Origin of the sequence: Paenibacillus eucommiae, assembly GCF_017874215.1 — a bacterium.
Classification (GTDB): Bacteria; Bacillota; Bacilli; order Paenibacillales; family NBRC-103111; genus Paenibacillus_AI; species Paenibacillus_AI eucommiae.
Window position 1 is genome coordinate 631,217 of record NZ_JAGGLB010000002.1, and the last position, 20,949, is coordinate 652,165.

Consider the following 20,949-nt stretch of genomic DNA (forward strand, 5'->3'; position numbering starts at 1 on the left):
AAAAAATGGGAATGGGGAAGCCAGGATGACCGCAAATCCGATACAATGTAAAGTAACCGATGCCTTAAATACTGTAGTCGGGAAGTGGAAGCCAACCATTTTGCTGAATCTGCATTTCAAAGGAACCATGCGTTTTAGTGAACTGATGAACAATATTCCCGACATTACACAAAAAATGCTGACATCACAATTACGGGAGCTTGAGAAGGAAGACCTTATTGTAAGGGTTGTATATCCGCAAATCCCGCCAAAGGTTGAATACTCAATAAGCGAGCACGGAAAAACGCTGCAGCCCATTTTTGATATGCTGCATGAATGGGGCGTTACACACCTTGAGCATATGCACACAAATACTGTTGAAGCCTTAGAGGTGAAATAGTTCGAACCCGCCTTGTAGCGTCCTTTGAGGAGCGTGTTCGGGGAGTTGGTGCTAGGGGAGGGACTGGCTGTGGGCTCCAGCCGCTGTTAAAGATTTGTTCCCTTCAATGGAATAGATGAGGATGAAGGAACAAATCTTTAAAGGCGGACGCTACCTCTCTTCCGCCCACAGCCAGTCCCTCTCTTTAGCTACATTCACACGAATCGCACGAACACCAAGCTCAAACGGACTGTCAGCAAGCGTGTTTCTCTTGATTGGAAGAGATTTCCTAGCCGTCGCAGGCGCTAGGGATGAAGATCGTGCGCAGCTGAGAAGGACCTGCTACTTTTATCTACCCAGAGAGGCCATCCGGCCTCTTTTAACGATGAAAATCATCATTAACGTGACGAATTGACCTGGAACACTTGCTTTTTACGATGAAAAACATCGTTAAAGTGGAATACACGCTCATTTCGGTGGAGGGCGTGCTGCTACAAATGCTCATCTCATCCCTTCCCTTCCATTCACTTCACTTCACCTCACTTCCCTTACCTCTCAGCTACAAAGTGTCGAACGTGTCACGATCAAACAGACTGCCTGCAGAAGTTGCTTTCCTGAGAGAAAGGGATAGTGGCGATAGGAAATCTGAGCTTCCTTTCTGATCTCCTCGAAGGATGAAGGATCACACCGTCTACTTTTTCACTGTAAAGCTGCACTGTGTAATCGGGAATTTTTCACTCCAGGCATCACCCAAAACTTATACTTTCCAATAAACCATGATCAAAGGGCGCCGCAAGGCGTTTTTTCTTGTCCTCCCCCTTTATCTTCATACTGATTACGGATACTAGCATAGACAAATCATCCAGTGAATGATTATGTCTCAATATATGTAAAATACTAATGCAAGTATAACTATGGTTAGCTATGGTTAGCTATGGTTAGCTACGGTACATTTATATGCATTTAAAGGTCATTAACCTCGCATGACGGGAGACGATACACAGTGGACAAATTCAAAAAACAAGAAAAAAAGCTGATTCTCCTATGCTTCACCGTTGCTGCGATCATGCTGCTTTCTTTGAGTAGATATTTGGTTAATTAGGAACTTTATTGCAAACATTATATACATGAATTAAACCATTCATCATTTCATCATTTCATCATTTCATCAAATCACCATTTCACCATCTTGGCTTTTGAGCAAAGGGGCGCTTTTCGATGTCATATGATCCTGTTCTTTATAGCCGCATGCTGACGGAGCTGACGCTCGGCTTTCACATTATTTTTGCCACAATTGGAGTCGGTGTGCCTGTTATGGTCGCCTTGGCCGAATGGACAGGCATCAAGCGGAATGATCCTTACTACTTGCTGCTCGCCCGCCGGTGGACCCGAGGCTTCGTCATCACGGTTGCCGTCGGCGTGGTGACGGGGACCGCGATCGGTCTGCAGCTGAGCCTGCTGTGGCCAAGCTTTATGCGAATCGCCGGTCAGGCTATTGCGCTTCCGCTGTTCCTGGAAACCTTCGCATTCTTTTTTGAAGCCATTTTTCTTGGCATCTACTTATACACATGGGACCGCTTCAAAAAAAAGTGGACACATTTTCTGCTGCTAATCCCCGTCGTGCTTGGCTCTTCAGCCTCGGCCTTTTTTATCACAACGGTTAACGCGTTTATGAACACCCCGCAGGGCTTTAAGCTGCAGGATGGTGTCATTACCGATTTGCAGCCGATTGCTGCGATGTTCAATCCGGCTACGCCTACCAAGGTTGCACATGTGCTGGTTTCGGCTTATATGACATGCGCTTTTATTTTGGCTGCCATCGCTGCTGCCTCTTTGCTGAAAAACCGGGTTCAGCTTTATCACCGCAAAGCACTTAAGCTGACCATGACGGCTGCGCTCGTTTTTTCGGTCACGACCATTTTGGTCGGTGACTTATCCGGCAAATTCCTCGCCAAATATCAGCCAGAGAAGCTGGCCGCCGCGGAATGGCATTTCGAAACAGCAGGCAAAGCACCACTTGTGATTGGAGGCATACTGACTGCAGACAACGAGATTAAGTACGGCTTAAAAATTCCCTTTGCACTAAGCATATTGGCTCACGCTAACCCTAACGCCGAGGTTCAGGGATTAAATGAAACTCCAATAGATGAACGCCCGCCTCTGCTGGTTCATTATATTTTCGATTTGATGGTCACAATTGGCATTTTGCTTCCACTTCTGTCATTGCTTTATTTCTGGATGGCACGCAAATATCAAAACCGTCATTATCCAAGATGGATAGTAAGATTGATTGTCTGGTCGGGTCCCCTTGCTGTGCTTGGCATTGAGAGCGGCTGGGTTTATGCGGAGGTAGGCAGGCAGCCATGGATTCTTAGAGGCTATATGAAAACTGCCGAGGGCGCTACTACTTCCACCCATGTAGATCTCATGCTAGTGTTGTTTTGCCTCCTTTATTTAGTGATTGGGCTGACTGTTATTAAGGTTCTTGGTAAAATTTTCAGAGGCAATGACCTTCAGGAGGAACTGCTGGCAAAAGGAATAGAAGGAGGAAAAGCGAAATGAGCTATGAACTCATTGGAATCACAGTGCTCTGGATTTTCCTTTATGGCTATTTAATTGTAGCTTCCATTGATTTTGGAGCCGGTTTTTTCAGCTATTACTCCCACGCCACAGGCAAACGGCATCTTATCCAAAATATGATCGACCGGTATCTCAATCCTGTATGGGAAGTGACGAATGTATTTCTTGTCTTTTTCTTTGTGGGGATCATTGGTTTCTTTCCGGATACGGCGTATTATTATGGAACTGCTCTCCTGGTCCCTGGCAGTATTGCGATTATTCTGCTTGCCATCCGCGGCTCCTACTATGCATTCGGCACTTATGGGGAAAAACAAAACCGAATCTATACGTTCCTGTATGGTGCCAGCGGCCTCCTGATTCCTGCTTCTCTATCTACGGTTTTAACGATTTCTGAAGGCGGCTTTGTCATTGAGAAGGAAGGTAAAGTGGTTTTCCTCTTCCGGGAGCTTTTCACCAGTCCCTATTCTTGGGCAGTCGTTCTGCTGGCTCTGGTCAGTGTGCTGTACATCTCGGCCATGTTCCTTACTTATTATGCTGCTAAAGCCCAGGACCATGGTGCGCTTAACGTTGTTAGAAGCTACGCATTAGGCTGGAGCCCGCCTACGATCCTGTGCAGCTTGTTAGTATTCTTCGCGATAAGAAACCACAATCCCCAGCACTACCAAGCGATGCTTGATTTATCCTGGATGTTCGTCGTTTCCTTCCTTTGCTTCCTGGCAGCCTTTTACCTTGTGTGGAAGCGCACGGGATATGGCTGGGCTTTCATCTTCGTGATGCTGCAGTTTGCTTTCGCCTTTTTCGGATATGGAGCCTCACACCTGCCTTACATCCTTTACCCCTACATCACCTTATATCAAAATTTCACCAGCGAAGCCATGGCTTTATCATTGATCATTGCCTTTATTGCCGGCTTGTGCTTGCTTATTCCGTCGCTTGCCCTGATCATGCGGTTGTTCCTGTTTAATACCAGTTATGTGCAAGGACATGCCCCCAAGAAAAAAGGATGATGCTGAAAAATGGAAAAAATGGATTTCTATTTGCTCATGGTTGCGCCGCCCTTACTCGTTGTTCTATCCATACTGTTCCTCTTTATTTGGTTTACAAAAAGCAGTACAGACAATAACGAAAATCCCCCGTCAGGCTGATGAGGTAAGGATCAATTAAGAAGATCACTTCATCTGCCTGAGCGAGGGTTGACTACAATCTTTTTTATGATAATTTCAACTATTCGTTCATGTAAACTGCCTTGCCGGTTCTGGACGATTCATAAATAGCTTCCAGAATTTCCGAAACGACACAAGCTTGCTCAGGTGTAACCACCGGTTCTGTATCGTTCTCAATCGCTTGAATCCAAAGTCTCATTTCCAGATCCGGAGCACTATCGCTCGCGCCCTCGTAGAAAGCTACACCACCGGAATTAAGCTCAACTTCCGTTGTAAACAGACGGCTGTTCTTCTCTCCATTGATACGAAGACCATTCTTCATATCAGCTCCGCCTTCAGTACCGGAAAGCGTACATTTAGCTTCTTCCACTTCAAGCGTATTCAGAGCCCAGCTGGATTCAAGTATAATCGTTGCACCATTCTCCATAGTGATCATGCCAAATGCCGAATCTTCGACAGTGAATTTGGCCGGATCCCAAGGACCCCATGCATTAGCTGCATTCTCACGCTGCGACAGCTTGTGATAGGAAGTGCCTAGAACGACTTTGGGCTTATAATTATTCATCATCCACAGTGTTAAATCGAGCGCATGTGTGCCAATATCGATAAGGGGTCCCCCGCCTTGCTTGTCTTCATCCAGAAAAACTCCCCAGGTAGGAACAGCGCGGCGGCGAACCGCGTGGGCTTTAGCATAATAAATTTCACCCAGATCTCCTTGCGAACAAACCTCATGCAAATACTGGCTGTCAGCACGAAAACGATTGTTATAACCAATGGTCAGCTTCTTGCCTGTGCGTTTAGCCACTTCTACCATGCGGCGTGCATCAGCGGCCGTTTTGGCCATAGGCTTTTCACACATAACATGCTTCCCGGCTTCTAATGCAGCAATCGTAATTTCGGCGTGTGAATCATTGGGTGTACATACATGAACAATATCGATAGAGCTATCATTCAAAACATCTCTGTAGTTTTCATAAACCTTCTTTTCACCTTTTCCGTACTTGTCAGCGGCTTCCTGTGCTTTTTCAACAACAATATCGCAAAAAGCGACCATTTGTACATTAGTCAGCTTGTCCAGGCTTGGCATATGCTTTCCATTAGCAATTCCACCACAACCGATAATAGCAATTCGAAACGATTTTGACATTAGTATTCCTCCCTGGAGTAGCTGCAGATTCATTTTTTTCGGTATGCATGCGTCAGTCTCTGCAGAAAATATGAAATAATTCCTTTTCTTATACAGTCACAAACACTACAATAAGTATAGACAAAATATGCTCAAAAAAATATGCCAGATCTGGCGCTACTTATATGCGATTTAGCCATTCGGAGGAAGCAGCTATGGAATTCTTTAATGAAAAAATCGATTATGAAAACCCTTTTTTGTCTATAAAAATTTTCCATGCATGGCGTAAGCATGATCATATGACGACATGGCATTATCATAAGGAATTGGAAATGCTCCTTGTGCTGGAAGGAGAATTAGACGTCTACATCGAGGATGAGCTCCTTCACCTGATGCCTGAAGATGTCGTGTTGATTGGCTCTTCCGAGCTGCATCGCGACCGTTCCTGGGAGGATAAGGAGCTTAAATATATTGTTTTTCAGTTTGACCTCGAGCACTATTTTGACCAAAATATTATTCCTTATTTACGTTATTTTGCTGACCCTGCGTTGTCTTTAAGTAAGCTAAACTACATTCTTCTGGAGAATGCCGCTGCCCGGATAGAGGTTGTCCGCTGCGTAAAAACGATTTTTGCAGAATGGACCGCAAAGGAAGAGGGCTATGAAATTGCCATCAGCATTCTTATCAAGCAAATCCTGCTGACTCTGCTCCGCAACGATTCCCGTCATGTGCTAAGCAGCAAGGATCACGCGGACTACATCCGCCTCAAGCCTGTGTTCGAATATATCGAGCAGAACTTGCACACACGGGTTGGCGTCGAGGAAGCGAGCAAGGCTGTGAATATCAGCTATTACTATTTTGTGAAATATTTCAAAAAAGTACTCGGAATTTCTTTTATGGACTATGTTAATTTCAAAAAAATAAAAAAAGCGGAAAAAATCCTACTGACCCAAAACATCAGCGTCGCTGAGGTTGGAGAAGCAGTAGGCATGCCAAATATGGCCCATTTCTATAAAACCTTCAAAAAATTTAACCACTGCTCCCCCCATGTATTCCGCAAAAAGATGCTTGATTGGGTGCATTAAGATGCATTAGGATGCTTCAAGATGCTTCAAGATGCTTCAAAGAGCGCCAGGACTAATCCTGACGCTCTTTGATGTGCAAGCCTATGTAAACCAGTAAATCTAGGCTTATTCAAGGCATATATATATTCTACACTTGATGCAACCAGCACACACTTCTACTTCTTCAAAACACGCGTGACCAGCTTATAGCCTACACCACGAATGGAATCTATTTGCACGGATTGTTGATTCATTTCCAGCTTCTTGCGGAGCGAGCTCACGTGGACATCTACCGTCCTCTGTCCGCCGATGTAATCAAAGCCCCAAACGATATTCATCAGATCATCCCTGGTCACTACGACACCGGGCCGCTGAACAAGATACAGCAGTACTTCAAATTCCTTAGGCCGCAGCGGAATCGAATCCCCGTTTAAGCTGACTTCGTATTTTTCCGGATAAATTTGCAGGTCACCAGCGTGTATAACCTTCTCCAAGCTCTTCTGCTTATCCAAAGCGGCCTCGTCTGACTGCGTTCTTCTAAGCACCGCTGATACTCTGGCCAGAAGCTCCGCTACGCCAAAAGGCTTGGTAATATAATCATCTGCACCATGCTTAAGCCCAAGAACGACCTCTTCCTCTGCATTGCGCGCTGTAAGAATAATCACAGGCGTTTTATTCCCTTTTTGCCTGAGCTTACTAAGAATTTCAAACCCGCTCAATCCTGGAAGCATAATATCCAGAATAAGCAAATCATAGGCCACCTGCAGCGCTTCCTGCAGCCCATCGCCGCCATGATCAATTACTTTCGTATCGTAACCTTCCTGGGACAGGTTGTAGGAGAGCAGTCTGGCCAGCGTGGGTTCGTCTTCTATAACCAATATTTTTTGTGTCATGAGATCCCCCGATTAAACAGAATAATAGATATACAGTATTAGGATACCACCGAATTGTAAAGAGAATGTAAAGATTTTGTTTTTATTTTGTAAATAGTTCAGGATTACGTGTCAATTAGTGAATAACAGGCAAATCAATTGTAAATTTTGTGCCAATGCCAACTTCACTCTCCACACGGATGGTCCCTTTATGCAACTCAACTAAATGCTTTACAATAGATAACCCTAGCCCTGTCCCGCCAGAGCTCCGCGAGCGTGCTTTATCCACCCTGTAGAAGCGTTCAAAAACGCGTGGCAAATCCTTCTTCGGTATCCCCATACCGGTATCGGACACGATGATTTTGAGCCGCTCATAGTCTCCATCCGGATTGATTGCGAAGGGCTCGATCCGAACCCTGACCTTACCGCTTTCCTGCGTATAATTAATCCCGTTCGAAAGTAAATTGATAAAAATTTGCCGTAACCGATCCTCATCGGCCTCCAGGTAAATATCGGACTCCACTTCCATGATAAGTTCTATGTTTTTCTTTTCTGCCTCTTTGCTCATCATATGCAGCGACTTCTCAACAAACTCAGCCATATGAACCGGAGAGAAATGCAGCGGAATCCGCTTCGATTCCATCTTCGAAAGCTCCAGTATGTCTCCTATCAGGCGGTTTAGCCGCTCACTCTCATCAAAAATAATTTGCAAAAATGACTTCGCCGTCGCCTTATCATCAAGCGCTCCAGCCAGCAGCGTTTCAGCAAAGCCCTTCACCGCAGCAATCGGCGTCTTCAGCTCATGTGAAACATTCGCAACGAACTCGCTGCGCATACGCTCCAGCCTGCGGACCGCCGTAATATCATGCAGCACAATAAGCACGCCCGACCATTCCTCGCCTTCCTGCGAGATGGGGCTCAGGTTAATCTCCAGAATCCGCTCAGCCGGATAATAGAAAATCATTTCATCGCGGATATGCTCCCGTGAATCAATACATTCCTTAATCAGCTGGGTAAACTCATACTGCTGCTTCGCTTCATCATATTTTTTGCCCAGCAATTCATCAGAGGAGAAACCGATAATCTCTTCAGCTGAAGGATTCAGCAGTACAATCTGTTCGTCCCGGTCAATCATGAGCACGCCGCTCACCATATTTTCAAGAACACCTTTCAATCTGCCTTCATTCTCCAAAATCCGGTTCATCTGCAGCTGCAGGCTGTCAGCCATCAGATTAATCGCGGCTCCAAGCTGCCCGACCTCATCCTTGTCCCGGTTATGCACCCTAGCCTTATAGTTCATATTCGTAATCTGCTTGGCTACTCTTGTTATTTTCTCAATCGGGCGTGTGATGCCTCTGGCAATCCGATAGCTTACATAGCCGGCAATAATAAACAGAACAGCCAGTCCAATGATCAGGAAAAACCACAGCTTACTAACAGCTGCATCCACCTGCTCCAGACTGATTGCCATGCGCAAATATCCCGTGATAACGTCTCCGTCCTTCACCGGAATTGCCGCATACAGCATATTCTCTTTGAGCGTGCCACTGTAGCGGGTAACAAACCCTCTGCCTTCCTGCTTCGCTTCTTGAATTTCTGGACGACTTAAATGGTTATCCATTTGTTCGGCGCTTTGATCGGAATCTCCAAGCACCTTGCCGTCAGCGCGAATGAAAGTAAGTCGTGCATCCGTGTACTGTTTGATTTTTTGGGCTTGAGCATTGTAGTAGTCTATAAGGAGAGCTTCGCTTTCTTCACGCTTCCAATCACCTGTAGCCTCAATCACCTTAAGCTCGCGCTCCATATTATCCTTAATGACATCAATATGTGAATCCTCCAGCAGCTTGGCCATGAAAACACCTGATGTCAGCATCGAGCAGCCGATAAGCAGCATCAGAATCAGGGTTAGCTTTACACGGAATTTGTTCATTCACATTCCTCCATCCATCCACGTTGGTTGGTACAATTGCCTTTCGCCGTCCTAAAAATAGTAAAAATAGCTCCTCCACCATAAGACCTGGGAACTTAAACATTCAAAAAGGGTTACTCCATATAGTAACCCTTTCTTTTGAACAGAAGCCAGTTATTTTTTTGTAAAGCTTAAGCTTACTTAAATACGGGTTCCTTCAGCTCGGTAAGCTTTTGCAGAGAATCCTTCTCTACCTCAGCATGCAGGCTGTTGCCATGAGCATCCATCGTAACAATCGCCGCGAAGCCCTCCGTTTGCAAATGCCACATCGCTTCCGGCACACCGAATTCGATAAAATCAACGCCATCTACCTTCTTGAAGCATTTAGCATAATATTGCGCAGCCCCGCCGATGGCATTCAGGTACACTCCACCATGCTCTTGGAGCGCCTTCAAGGTTTTCGCGCCCATTCCACCCTTGCCAATTACAGCGCGAATGCCGAATTTTTTAATAATATCGCCTTGATACGGCTCCTCGCGAATGCTCGTCGTTGGTCCGGCAGCTTTAACATGCCACTCCCCGTTCTCATCCTTGCTCATTACCGGTCCGCAGTGATACAACGCAGCACCGTTCAAATCTACCGGAGTATCGTGATCCATCAAATATTTATGCAGGGCATCCCGGCCAGTGTGCATCATCCCATTAATAACAACAATGTCACCAACCCGCAGGCTGCGGATTTGCTCCTCTGAAATTGGCGTATTCAGAATAATCTCACGCCGCTCCGCCTGATCTGCCGCCCCCTCAGCTGCTTCTTCCTCCAGCTCCATCGGTACGGCCGTCCCTGTTTCATAGACCCAGCTTTGAATCTTTCCTTCAACCGCATCAAGAACAACCCCCTGCCGGCGATAAGCCCAGCAGTTGTAGGCAACAGAGACAAAGAAGCTTGCAGGCAAACGATTGGCAACTCCAACCTTACAGCCTAACAAAGTCACCTGGCCACCAAAGCCCATAGTTCCAATTCCCAGTGTGTTGGCATGTGCCATCACATATTCCTCAAGCTTGCGCAGCTCATCGATAGGATTCACGTCATCTACATGACGGAACAGTTGGTGCTTCGCCAGCTCATATCCACTGGTGCGGTCACCACCAATACCTACGCCAATGAAGCCAGCGCTGCAGCCTTGACCTTGCGCTTGATAGATCGCATGCATGATGCATTTGCGGATACCATCCAGATCTCTTCCAGCTTTACCAATTCCCTCAAGTTCAGCCGGCAGGCTGTATTGAATATTTTTGTTCTCACAGCCGCCACCCTTGAGAATCAGCTTTACCTCAATATCGTCCCGTTCCCATTGTTCAAAATGAATAACTGGCGTCCCTGGCCCCAAATTATCTCCTGTGTTCGCCCCAGTCAAGGAATCTACCGAATTCGTCCGCAGCTTGCTATCTTTAGTAGCTTGGGCAACGGCTTCGCGAATTTGCTTTTTCATAATGATTTGGTTTGCCCCGACAGGACAGTGTATAATAAATGTAGGCATACCGGTATCCTGACAAATCGGAGATACGTTCGTTTCTGCCATATGAATATTATTAGCAATCGTCGACAGTGATAGGGCTGATCTCGTTCCCTGATCCTCCAGCTCCTTGGCCGCCTGTATCGTACGTCTAACATCAGCAGGTAAATTAGTGGACGTTTCCACGATTAGATCATAGACACTTTTTTGAAAATGCTGCATAAAAATAAAAGCCCCTCTCTGTTCATCACATTCAATTCATTACATAAATAAAAATAATCACATAGCACCATTATAACATATGCGTCTTGAACATCGAACATCAAACTTACTACAGAAATAAGGAGTTACAATCACATGTTTAAGTTTAAATCTCTCGGCATCTCGCTTCTGCTCGCTATCATCGGTATTAGCGTGATTCTCTCACCTTTGCAGGCAAGCCGCACGGACACAAAGATTTACTACCAGGATCAGGTTGCCGTCCTCATGTACCACCATATCCATGACCAGGACAAAAGCTCTGGCACGATCACCACCGCGCTGTTTGACAACCAGTTGAAAGAGCTTACTGAAAGAGGTTATCAATTCATCTCTCTTACCGAGTTCAAGCAATTTATGCAAGGTGCCAGCGTCCCGGCCAATGCCGTGCTAATAACCTTTGACGATGGCTACCAGAGCTTTTATACAAGTGCATATCCCCTGCTCAAAAGCAGACAAATCCCTGCCGTCAACTTCGTAATTACAGGAACCTTGGCTAATCCTTTAGCCACTTACATCCCTTACATGACGAACGAGCAGATTTCAGAGATGACACACGATGCTGAGAGCAGCATTGATGCGCAGTGCCACACGGATTCACTTCACGACAAGCTGCCAAATGGAAAAGCCAAGATAGTCGGACATATCGAAAAAGATGGCTTAACAGAAACAGATGAAGCCTACAACCAGCGCATCCTTCAGGATATCACCACCTGCAGAGACAAGCTCTCTGTGCTTGGTGAAAAGCCGATAGACTCCCTTGCCTATCCATTCGGGATTACAAACAAACAAGCTAGCAAGCTTGTCCATGAAGCAGGAATCGATTATGCTTTCACAATCATTCCTAAGATGGCAACCCGCAGTTCAGACCCTTTGAGGATTCCACGGATCAACGCTGGTAATCCCAACATAACCCCTGAGCTGCTGCATCGTGATATTCAGCGACGTATCGTAGCACGACCAAATAAGGAGAAGTAAGGAGATCCAACCATGAACAGTACCAGCGATTTTTTTGCGTATATATACCGGCTTCGCTACATTGAGCGCTGGAGCCTGATGCGCAATGTGGTCAAGGAAAATGTGGCCGAGCACTCCTACCACGTAGCTATTCTGACCCATGTGCTCTGTACCATTGCTAACGAGATATTTCACAAGTCTGTACAAACCAATGAAGCTGTTTCGCTTGCCCTGTTCCACGATGTGACCGAAGTGTTCACAGGAGATATACCAACGCCAGTCAAGCATCAAAACTCAGATATTTTATCCAGCTTTCGCAAAATCGAGGAAGTTGCCGCGGACAAACTGTTTCAGATGATCCCAGAGGAGCTCCAGAGCATCTATAAGCCGCTCATTAACGACAAAGAGAGCTCTTCCGAGCTTCGGCGTTTCGTCAAAGCAGCTGACCTCCTGGACGCTTACCTCAAATGCTTGACCGAGCTTTCCGCTGGCAATCGTGAATTCGGCACAGCCAAAAAACAAATCGAGCAGTCCATTCATGCAATGGACATGCCCGAAGTGACTTACTTCCTGAACCATTTGGCTCCCAGCCTGGAGAAAACGCTAGATGAACTAACTGAATAAAAAGCTTATGTAAGGATACTACTTTTTAGCTGAACAGCATAGGATGTGTCATCACATAAAGGATAACAAGAAGAATAATACCGGAAACCCAGCTTAAAGTTTGCACCTTGGAGGCAGCAACGGATGTTGTGCTTACTTCTTTGTTGGCAACAATCAATCTCTTTAAGTTGGACCCCATAATTCCAGTAGTGGCTCCAATAGCAATTAGCAAGACGATGGCTACTATCATCCAAATCACGGATACATCCACCTTGGAAATCATCGCTCCACCTGTAATAAAGGCTACAATCAGGGAAAATTGGCCAACCCGGTTTAAAGTAATTAGTAAGCCCGTATAGCTAGCCTGCTCCTGGCCGGTGAGAGCCGCGGCACGCCCTGCAAGAAACGGGAACACAAGATAAGATCCCATTAGCACTGCGCTAATAACATGGATAAAAATCATAATGCTGTACATATAAAGCCTCCTTTTGTCGTCTATGTAATGGTTTACTTTTAGTATAACCGAATTCAGCGGAGAAGAACAAGAAAAAGGGAGTATGGACCTCAAATCGAAGGTCCGTACTCCCTTTTGGTTCAATCAGAAGGAATTAACCGGCAACAACCTTGATTACATTCCTTACGGAATCAGCAGTTTTATCCAAAGCTGCCTTCTCATCAGCAGTCAATTCAATGTCAAGAATCTTCTCAATGCCGTTAGCACCTAGTACAGTCAGCACACCCATGAACAAGTTGTCATAACCATACTCGCCTTCAAGCAGGGCAATTGTAGGAATAATGCGTTTCTTGTCTTTCAGAATCGCTTCTGTCATTTGCACTAATGAAGCAGCAGGCGCATAGTAAGCACTGCCGTTACCTAGCAGATTCACGATCTCTCCGCCACCTGTACGTGTACGTTGGACGATAGCTTCAATGCGGTCAGCCGGGATCAGCTTCTCGATTGGAACACCACCAGCGTAAGTATAACGGACAAGAGGAACCATATCGTCGCCATGTCCACCAATAACGACGCCGCGAACATCTTCAACAGAAACATTCAGCTCTTGCGAGATAAATGTGCAATAACGGGCAGTATCCAGAACTCCCGATTGGCCAATAACACGGTTTTTAGGGAAACCAAGTGCTTGGTAGGCTACATAGGTCATAGCGTCAACCGGGTTGCTAAGAATAATTACGATCGATTCAGGAGCATACTTTTTAACATTTTCACAAACGGATTTAACAATTCCAGCATTGGTATTAACCAAATCATCACGGCTCATACCAGGCTTACGGGCAATTCCAGCGGTAATGATGACGATATCGGAGCCTGCAGCATCTTCGTAATTGGAAGTACCAACAATATTACTGTCAAAGCCCTGTACGGGACTTGCTTCCAGCATGTCCAGAGCTTTACCTTTAGTCGGGTTTTCCAGCTGTGGAATGTCTAGCAGAACTACATCTCCCAGCTCTTTTTGCGCGAGCATAAGTGCAGTCGTAGCGCCTGTGAAGCCAGCACCTACGATAGTAATCTTATTACGTCGGATTGCCATGGATTGTTCCTCCTAGTGAATTGGGTTTAGCCCATATTTGCAATAACTTGGTCAGCGAATTCCGAGCATTTGATTTCCTTGGCGCCATCCATCAGACGGGCGAAGTCATAAGTAACGGTTTTGTTGTTAATGGATGTTTCCAAGCCTTTATAAACAAGCTCAGCAGCTTCCAACCAACCTAAATGTTCAAACATCATAACGCCGGAAAGGATTACGGAACCTGGGTTCACTACATCTAAGCCTGCGTATTTAGGAGCCGTGCCATGAGTAGCTTCAAAAATTGCATGTCCAGTAATGTAGTTAATATTAGCTCCTGGAGCAATACCGATACCACCTACTTGAGCCGCAAGTGCATCAGATAAATAGTCACCATTCAGGTTCAATGTTGCAATAACATCAAAATCTGTAGGACGGGTCAATACTTGCTGCAATGCGATATCCGCAATAGCGTCCTTCACGATCAGCTTGCCTTCAGCTTCAGCGTCTTTTTGAGCTTTATTGGCAGCATCCAGACCTTCTGCTTCTTTAATTTTATCATATTGTGCCCAAGTAAAGGTTTTGTCGCCATACTCTTCTTCAGCAAGCTCATAGCCCCAGTTTTTAAAAGCACCTTCAGTGTACTTCATAATGTTCCCTTTATGTACAAGGGTTAATGTTTTGCGGCCATGCTTAAGGGCATAATCGATAGCAGAACGAATCAAGCGCTTGGAGCCATCTGACGAAACCGGCTTAACACCGATACCGGAAGTTTCCGGGAAACGGATTTTGTTAACGCCCATTTCATTTTGCAGAAACTCAATTACCTTTTTCACTTCTGCTGAACCGGCTTCCCACTCGATGCCAGCATAAATATCTTCTGTATTTTCACGGAAAATAACCATGTCCACCAGCTCAGGACGTTTAACCGGGGAAGGTACGCCTGAGAAATAACGAACCGGACGCGAGCAAACATACAAATCCAACTCTTGACGAAGTGCCACGTTCAGGGAACGGATACCGCCGCCTACTGGAGTCGTCAATGGTCCTTTGATAGCTACGAAATATTCACGAATTGCTGTTAAGGTATCTGCTGGAAGCCAGCTGTTGTATTTGTTAAAAGCTTTCTCGCCAGCGTAAACTTCGTACCAGGCAATTTTCTTCTCGCCATTATAAGCTTTCTCAACAGCAGCGTCCAGAACGCGCTTGGAAGCTGCCCAAATGTCAGGGCCTGTCCCGTCGCCTTCAATGAAAGGAATGATTGGGTTGTTAGGAACCTTCAGGTTTCCGTTTTCTATAGTAATTGACTCGCCCTCAGTTGGTAATGCATAGGATTCAAATTTTGCCATTTTCTATGTTCCTCCTTATAGTGTACTACTAGATTTCATTTACATGCAGTTAGACACACAAAAAGCGACGGGAGCAGCGGCCATACCCACAAAGGGAAAGCGATAAAAAACGCTCCCTGAGAAGATAGCCGAACAGCCCGCACCTTAAGTTTGAGCTTAAATCGTGGAATTAACGCTGGCTAATCGGAATATACTTTTGATTCTCAAGCCCTGTGTATTCAGCACGTGGACGAATCAGGCGGTTGTTCTCGTATTGCTCCAGAATATGAGCTGTCCATCCTGATGCTCTGCTGATGGCAAAGATAGGTGTGAAAAGATCGCGCGGAATTTCCAGCGAAGTGTATACAGAAGCCGAATAGAAATCTACGTTAGGCTTAAGTCCCTTTTGGCCGGTAACCATATCCTCGATCTTAATGGACATATCATACCAATTCATGTTGCCTGTAATTTTTCCAAGCTCACGTGACATCTTTTGCAGATGCTTAGCGCGAGGATCCCCGTTTTTGTAAACACGGTGACCAAAGCCCATGATTTTTTCTTTGCGCTGAAGCTTATCATTAATAGATAGCTCTACGTTATCTAAAGTTCCAATCTCTTCAAGCATAGCCATAACAGCTTCGTTCGCGCCTCCATGTAAAGGACCCTTAAGGGCACCGATAGCGGATGTAACGCCTGAATAGATATCAGATAGCGTAGCAACGGTAACACGGGCAGCAAAAGTGGATGCATTCAGCTCATGGTCAGCATGCAGCACAAGTGCTTTGTCGAGAGCTTCGATCGCAACCTTGTCTGGCTCGTTGCCAGTCAGTTGATACAAGAAATTAGCAGCAAGCGATGGATAGCCTTTGGAAGCTAACGGTTCCTTGCCTTCACGAATGCGGGCATAAGCAGCAATAACGGCAGGAATCTTGGCTTGCAGTTTGATGGCCTTAAGGACATTAGCTTCGCGGCTCATTTCGTTTGCTTCCGTATCATATAGCGCCAAACTGGAAACGGCTGTGCGAAGAGCTGCCATAGAGTTTGTGTTTTTAGGATAAAGCTTCAATTGCTCAATCACGCCTGCCGGAACCTCACTGTTAGCATTTAAATCTGCCTGCAGCTTCTCCAGCTCGGATTGTGTCGGCAGCTTGCCGAACCAGAGCAAATAAACGACTTCTTCAAACGATGCGTTAACAGCTAGGTCATCAATATCAATTCCACGATAAGTTAGAACTCCATCTACAATGGAGCTGATCGATGAGGTGGTGGCGACAATGCCTTCCAATCCTTTAGTTGCGGTCATAAAATCACTCCTTGGTTCTTGAATTAAACAAAAGTCTTCCTCGAAATACTTCCTTCCTACATTAATAATAAATGATTTCACTTAGTAAGTGAAGGAAAGAAGACATAAAACTTCATTATCACTACCATAAAGATTCTTTTTGACCGAATTTGCATAAATTTCGCATCATATCCGTTTTTATTTGAATGTATCCGCTGCTCTTGATACAATGGAAATCACGAAAATAGTCAACACATGACGAAGGAGCGAGTCCAAAAATGAGCATCAGCACCCGTATCGGAATTATAGACATCGGATCCAATTCGATTCGTCTCGTCGTTTATGAGCAGACTTCCGAGGCGGCACACAGAGTAATTAGCGAATATAAAGAATCGGCGCGCCTTAGCGAACGGATCGGAACGGACGGCATGCTTCATCAGGGAGATATCAGATCCATCATTCCAATTTTAACTCATTTCTCCCAGCTTTGTAAAAATCACGAGGTTCGCGCTCTACGGGCAGTAGCCACAGCTGCAATCCGCAACGCGGCCAATTCTGCTGAAATCAAGGAGCTATTGGAACAGGAAACAGGTCTAACGATAGAGGTGCTGAGCGGTTCAGAAGAAGCAAGATTTGGCTTTCTGGGTGTTATTAATACTATTGATATGAAGGACGGCATTATAGTTGATATCGGAGGTGGCAGCACCGAAGTCACCTTATTCCTAAATCGCAAGCTGAAGCACAGCATTTCCTTTCCTTTCGGAGCGGTAAATACGACCCGGCAATTCTCAAAGAACGGCACCATTTCCGAGGCTGGTCTCGCTGACTTACGGCAAATGGTTGAGCAGGCACTGGCCACACAGCCCTGGATTAGCGAAGCTTCCGGACTTCCGCTCATTGGTCTAGGCGGAACGGTGCGTAACCTGGCCAAAATGAGTCAGAAACGGCTTCGTTATTCGCTCCAGCTCGCTCACAATTACGTACTGTATAATGAGGAGCTCGAGTATTATATTAAGCTGCTCTCCTCCATGCCTGTTGAGAAGCGCAAAAAGGTGGAAGGCTTGTCCAAAGATCGCGCTGACATTATTTTGCCTGGATTAACGATCCTGCATACGCTGTTCCAAACAGCGCGTTCGTCAGCTTGTATCGTCAGCGGTTCAGGCTTGCGGGACGGTCTGCTCTATGAGACGATACACCCTTCGCAGCCTGAGCTGGAAGATGTATTGGAGTCCAGCATTCAGAACCTGCTCTGGCTTCACCCGAATGCTTCAATCCCTCATGTACGCCAGGTAGATAAGCTCGCCATGCTGCTGTACACCGCACTTGAAGGGCATTTAGGGCTGGATTCAAGGCACAGAGAGTACCTCCATGCCGCTTGTCTCCTCTACCGGATCGGTGTTAGTGTAAGCTATTATCAATACAGTAAGCATACCCAATATTTAATTGCTCAAGCAAGAATTGATGGATTTTCGCACCGAGAAATTTTGCTAATCTCCCTCGTCGCTTCCTACAAAACAAGAAGCCGGAACCACCAAATGATGCTTTTGCACAAAGACATTTTGGCTGATTCCGACGAATTGGCAATTATCCAATTAGGTGTGCTGATGCAAATGGCCATTGCTATGGACCGCAGCGAAACGCAGCTGGTTAAAGAAATGAAAGCAGTGATCCAAGATAACAGCCTTCAGCTTTCGCTGATCTGCAGCGATCAGCCCCTTCTGGAGCTGCGCGAAGCAGAAAGCCTCAAGAAGGAATTTCTTAAGCTTTGGAAGCTCAAGCTTCATCTTCAAACTGAAGCTGCTTCCACGAATTAATCGTCATGGCCTGGAACTGGCTCCGGAAAGGAGGCAGTTCATTTTGTATGCGCTCATACATCCCGTTGGACATTAATTTACGTGCTTTTACGTTGTCTTTCAGACTAAAGCCCAAAATTTCCATCATCGTTGTTTTTAGTTTCTGATCCAGAACCGGGCACATCAATTCGATACGGCGGGTCAAATTTCTCGTCATCCAATCCGCGCTCGATAAATAAAACTCAGCATCCCCGCCGTTCTCGAAATAATAAATCCGTGAATGCTCCAGAAATCGATCCACAATGCTCCGCACAGTAATATTCTCACTAAGCCCTGCTACTCCAGGACGCAAGCAGCATACGCCGCGGATAATCAAATCAATTTTCACTCCGGCTTGAGAAGCCTCGTAAAGGGCATCCACCATTTCTTGGTTAGAGAGTGAATTCATCTTAGCGATGATATAGGCAGGCCGTCCCGCTCTTGCATGCTCAGTCTCACGCTTGAACAGCTCGAACAGCTTATCCTTAAGCCCCGTTGGAGCTACGGCAAATGCCTGCCAATCATGCGGAGCTGAATAACCAGTGATCTCATTGAACAGGACAGATGCATCCTCACCGATGATATTATTGGCCGTAAACAATCCCACGTCTGTATACAGGCGGGCAGTACTGTCATTGTAATTCCCAGTTCCAACGTGTACATAGCGTTTAAGTGTATCCTGCTCCTGACGGACGACAAGTGTAATTTTGGCATGTGTCTTCAATCCTACTAAGCCATATACGACATGGCAGCCAGACTTCTCCAGCATTCTTGCCCAAGCTATGTTGCGCTCTTCATCAAAACGTGCTTTAAGCTCAACGACTACCGTAACCTGCTTGCCTGACTCCGCGGCCCTCGCAAGTGCTTGAATGATGGGAGATTTACCGCTTACCCGGTAAAGCGTCATCTTGATCGCGAGCACCTGCGGATCGTCTGCTGAGTGGATAACGAAATCTGTTACGGCATCAAAAGATTCATAAGGATGATGAACCAGGACGTCGCGTTTCTCAAGCAAGGTGAAATAATCCGTCGTGCTCTCGAACTCACGGGCGTATTTGGGTTCAATTTTCGGATAGCGCAAATGCTCGAATCCTTGCAAGCTCCCGGCCATTTTCATAAAATAAGTAAGATCAAGAGGCCCATCAATAACAAAAACATCATCAAGAATTTCGAACTCATCCTGAAGCAGCATAAGGGCATAGGGATGCATGCCATCCTGAACCTCCAAACGTACAGGCACACCCCAGCGCCGGCGATGCAGCTCCTTCTCGATTTCCTCCAGCAAATCCTCCGCACCTTCTTCATTCAAGGTCAGATCGGCATTGCGGGTTAAACGGAAGGCGTGAACCGCTATAGGCGTATAGCCGCTAAAAAGCGACTGGATGTGATGCTCGATCAGTTCTTCAATAAGTATAAATTCCCGCTTCTTGCTGTTAGGCCGAAATGGGAGCGAAATAAACCGGTTCAAATTGTTAGGCACCTGAACGATAGCAAAGTAAGGCTCCTCACTCGGATCCTCGCCTTCCATAGTAAGCACTACAGCCAAATAAACCGATTGATTATGTACAAGCGGAAAAGGACGGCTTTGATCTACCGCCATGGGTGTAAGAACCGGAAAAATAATATCGTGGTAATAGGCATCCATCGCTTTTTTCTGGGTCGCATTCAGCTCTTCATAGTCTGCAAAAACGATCCCTTCCTTAACAAGCTGCCGATTCACTTCGCGGTAGGATTTATACTGCTCACCGACCATTTTGCCAATCCGTTTCATAATTCGTTTGATCAGCCCTGCAGGGGTATAGCCTGAAAAGTCATTTTTATTATACCCGGCCTTTACCTGGTCCTTAAGACCCGCAACACGAACGCTCATAAACTCATCCAGATTGCTAGACACAATGGAAAGGAATTTAATGCGCTCCAATAGCGGGGTACTTGGGTCCTGCGCTTCTTCCAGCACCCTTCGATTAAATTCAATCCAGCTCAAATCGCGATTCAAATAAATTGAGGAGGACGAAATTTCCTTAACTCCTGATTCTCTCATTATGCTCATAATGCCTCCAAGTTTATCCAATTTGCGACAAGACAATACTCACACTCTTATTGTACTATGCCCTTCAGGGGACGACAATCTGAGGAATGATTTTGAAATATTAAGATTTTGTAAATTTCTCCTCTAATTTCATTTCCTCTATCATTATCATATTCACATATCTGATGCGAATGCTATCGCTCTTCCGTCTTCCTAGCGGTCAAAGCCGCTGGGGTTGAATAGCACCCGCCGCGGCCCCGAGCCAGCCATCGCAGCTGAGAAGGATCTGCTACTTAACGATGTTTTTCACATTAAGCATGCATTAAAGCTCACATCGATTTACAAATAATGGATATGGGAAAATCCGGTTCAGATATTTAGGAGTATGTTATATTAATTGAATATTTTTACATTTATTTTGGCAAAAAAAGCATTACTCTCTCGAATGACGTGTGTATTATCCATTAATTGGAATATACATTTAAAATTCCCTTACCTTACAATCATTCGTTGGGGTTCGCTATGCGCATAAACATACTCTGTTT

At 45.7% G+C, this 20,949-nt stretch carries 17 protein-coding genes; 8 read left to right on the forward strand and 9 right to left on the reverse strand.

Annotated elements, in window-relative coordinates:
• Nucleotides 1-25: 25 nt before the first annotated feature.
• The 4 genes from J2Z66_RS05195 to cydS all read left to right on the forward strand — a co-directional run bounded on the left by J2Z66_RS05195 (nt 26) and on the right by cydS (nt 4,083).
• Nucleotides 26-379, forward strand: a complete 354-nt coding sequence (locus J2Z66_RS05195; RefSeq protein ID WP_209970280.1) for a winged helix-turn-helix transcriptional regulator — start codon at nt 26-28, stop codon at nt 377-379.
• A gap of 1,197 nt (nt 380-1,576) precedes the next feature.
• Nucleotides 1,577-2,920, forward strand: a complete 1,344-nt coding sequence (locus tag J2Z66_RS05200) for a cytochrome ubiquinol oxidase subunit I (RefSeq protein ID WP_209970281.1) — start codon at nt 1,577-1,579, stop codon at nt 2,918-2,920.
• Nucleotides 2,917-3,945 carry a cytochrome d ubiquinol oxidase subunit II gene (locus J2Z66_RS05205; protein WP_209970282.1) on the forward strand — a complete coding sequence of 343 codons (1,029 nt, stop codon included), beginning with the start codon at nt 2,917-2,919 and terminating at the stop codon, nt 3,943-3,945. Before J2Z66_RS05200 ends, J2Z66_RS05205 begins: the two co-directional genes overlap by 4 nt.
• 18 nt (nt 3,946-3,963) lie before the next feature.
• Nucleotides 3,964-4,083, forward strand: a complete 120-nt coding sequence (gene cydS, locus J2Z66_RS43985) for a cytochrome bd oxidase small subunit CydS family protein (RefSeq protein WP_376774361.1) — start codon at nt 3,964-3,966, stop codon at nt 4,081-4,083.
• A 79-nt stretch (nt 4,084-4,162) separates the two neighbouring features.
• Here the strand turns inward: cydS and J2Z66_RS05210 are convergent, their stop codons facing one another.
• Nucleotides 4,163-5,248: a Gfo/Idh/MocA family protein gene (locus J2Z66_RS05210; protein WP_209970283.1), complete on the reverse strand. Its 1,086-nt coding sequence runs from the start codon at nt 5,246-5,248 to the stop codon at nt 4,163-4,165.
• Nucleotides 5,249-5,442: 194 nt separating this feature from the next.
• Here J2Z66_RS05210 and J2Z66_RS05215 point away from each other — a divergent pair, with 194 nt between their 5' ends.
• Complete coding sequence (locus J2Z66_RS05215; protein WP_209970284.1) at nt 5,443-6,312, forward strand: helix-turn-helix domain-containing protein; 870 nt, start codon at nt 5,443-5,445, stop codon at nt 6,310-6,312.
• Between the two features lie 155 nt (nt 6,313-6,467).
• Here the strand turns inward: J2Z66_RS05215 and J2Z66_RS05220 are convergent, their stop codons facing one another.
• The 3 genes from J2Z66_RS05220 to J2Z66_RS05230 all read right to left on the reverse strand — a co-directional run bounded on the left by J2Z66_RS05220 (nt 6,468) and on the right by J2Z66_RS05230 (nt 10,811).
• On the reverse strand, nt 6,468-7,184 hold the full coding sequence (locus J2Z66_RS05220) for a response regulator transcription factor (protein WP_209970285.1): 717 nt from the start codon (nt 7,182-7,184) through the stop codon (nt 6,468-6,470).
• Between the two features lie 115 nt (nt 7,185-7,299).
• Nucleotides 7,300-9,093 carry a two-component system histidine kinase PnpS gene (pnpS, locus tag J2Z66_RS05225; RefSeq protein WP_209970286.1) on the reverse strand — a complete coding sequence of 598 codons (1,794 nt, stop codon included), beginning with the start codon at nt 9,091-9,093 and terminating at the stop codon, nt 7,300-7,302.
• A 176-nt stretch (nt 9,094-9,269) separates the two neighbouring features.
• Nucleotides 9,270-10,811 (reverse strand): fumarate hydratase, encoded by a 1,542-nt coding sequence (locus J2Z66_RS05230; protein WP_209970287.1) that lies wholly within the window; start codon nt 10,809-10,811, stop codon nt 9,270-9,272.
• Between the two features lie 135 nt (nt 10,812-10,946).
• On the opposite strand from J2Z66_RS05230, the gene J2Z66_RS05235 reads away from it, so the two are divergent.
• Together J2Z66_RS05235 and yfbR are read left to right on the forward strand one after the other, a co-directional pair.
• Nucleotides 10,947-11,825 carry a polysaccharide deacetylase family protein gene (locus J2Z66_RS05235; RefSeq protein WP_209970288.1) on the forward strand — a complete coding sequence of 293 codons (879 nt, stop codon included), beginning with the start codon at nt 10,947-10,949 and terminating at the stop codon, nt 11,823-11,825.
• Nucleotides 11,826-11,837: 12 nt separating this feature from the next.
• Complete coding sequence (gene yfbR / locus J2Z66_RS05240) at nt 11,838-12,428, forward strand: 5'-deoxynucleotidase (protein ID WP_209970289.1); 591 nt, start codon at nt 11,838-11,840, stop codon at nt 12,426-12,428.
• 25 nt (nt 12,429-12,453) lie between these two features.
• Here yfbR and J2Z66_RS05245 read toward each other — a convergent pair whose 3' ends face one another.
• The 4 genes from J2Z66_RS05245 to citZ form a co-directional block, all read right to left on the reverse strand.
• Nucleotides 12,454-12,882 carry a hypothetical protein gene (locus J2Z66_RS05245; RefSeq protein WP_209970290.1) on the reverse strand — a complete coding sequence of 143 codons (429 nt, stop codon included), beginning with the start codon at nt 12,880-12,882 and terminating at the stop codon, nt 12,454-12,456.
• Between the two features lie 133 nt (nt 12,883-13,015).
• Entirely contained in the window at nt 13,016-13,957 is a 942-nt protein-coding gene (mdh, locus tag J2Z66_RS05250; RefSeq protein ID WP_209970291.1) for a malate dehydrogenase, read from the reverse strand.
• Between the two features lie 26 nt (nt 13,958-13,983).
• Nucleotides 13,984-15,282, reverse strand: a complete 1,299-nt coding sequence (icd, locus tag J2Z66_RS05255; protein WP_209970292.1) for an NADP-dependent isocitrate dehydrogenase — start codon at nt 15,280-15,282, stop codon at nt 13,984-13,986.
• A gap of 169 nt (nt 15,283-15,451) precedes the next feature.
• Nucleotides 15,452-16,564: a citrate synthase gene (gene citZ, locus J2Z66_RS05260; protein ID WP_209970293.1), complete on the reverse strand. Its 1,113-nt coding sequence runs from the start codon at nt 16,562-16,564 to the stop codon at nt 15,452-15,454.
• Nucleotides 16,565-16,821: 257 nt separating this feature from the next.
• On the opposite strand from citZ, the gene ppx reads away from it, so the two are divergent.
• Nucleotides 16,822-18,357 (forward strand): exopolyphosphatase, encoded by a 1,536-nt coding sequence (gene ppx / locus J2Z66_RS05265; protein WP_209970294.1) that lies wholly within the window; start codon nt 16,822-16,824, stop codon nt 18,355-18,357.
• On the opposite strand, the gene J2Z66_RS05270 is transcribed toward ppx, so the two are convergent.
• Nucleotides 18,317-20,416, reverse strand: a complete 2,100-nt coding sequence (locus tag J2Z66_RS05270; protein ID WP_209970339.1) for an RNA degradosome polyphosphate kinase — start codon at nt 20,414-20,416, stop codon at nt 18,317-18,319. The genes ppx and J2Z66_RS05270 overlap by 41 nt on opposite strands.
• Between the last annotated feature and the right edge of the window lie 533 nt (nt 20,417-20,949).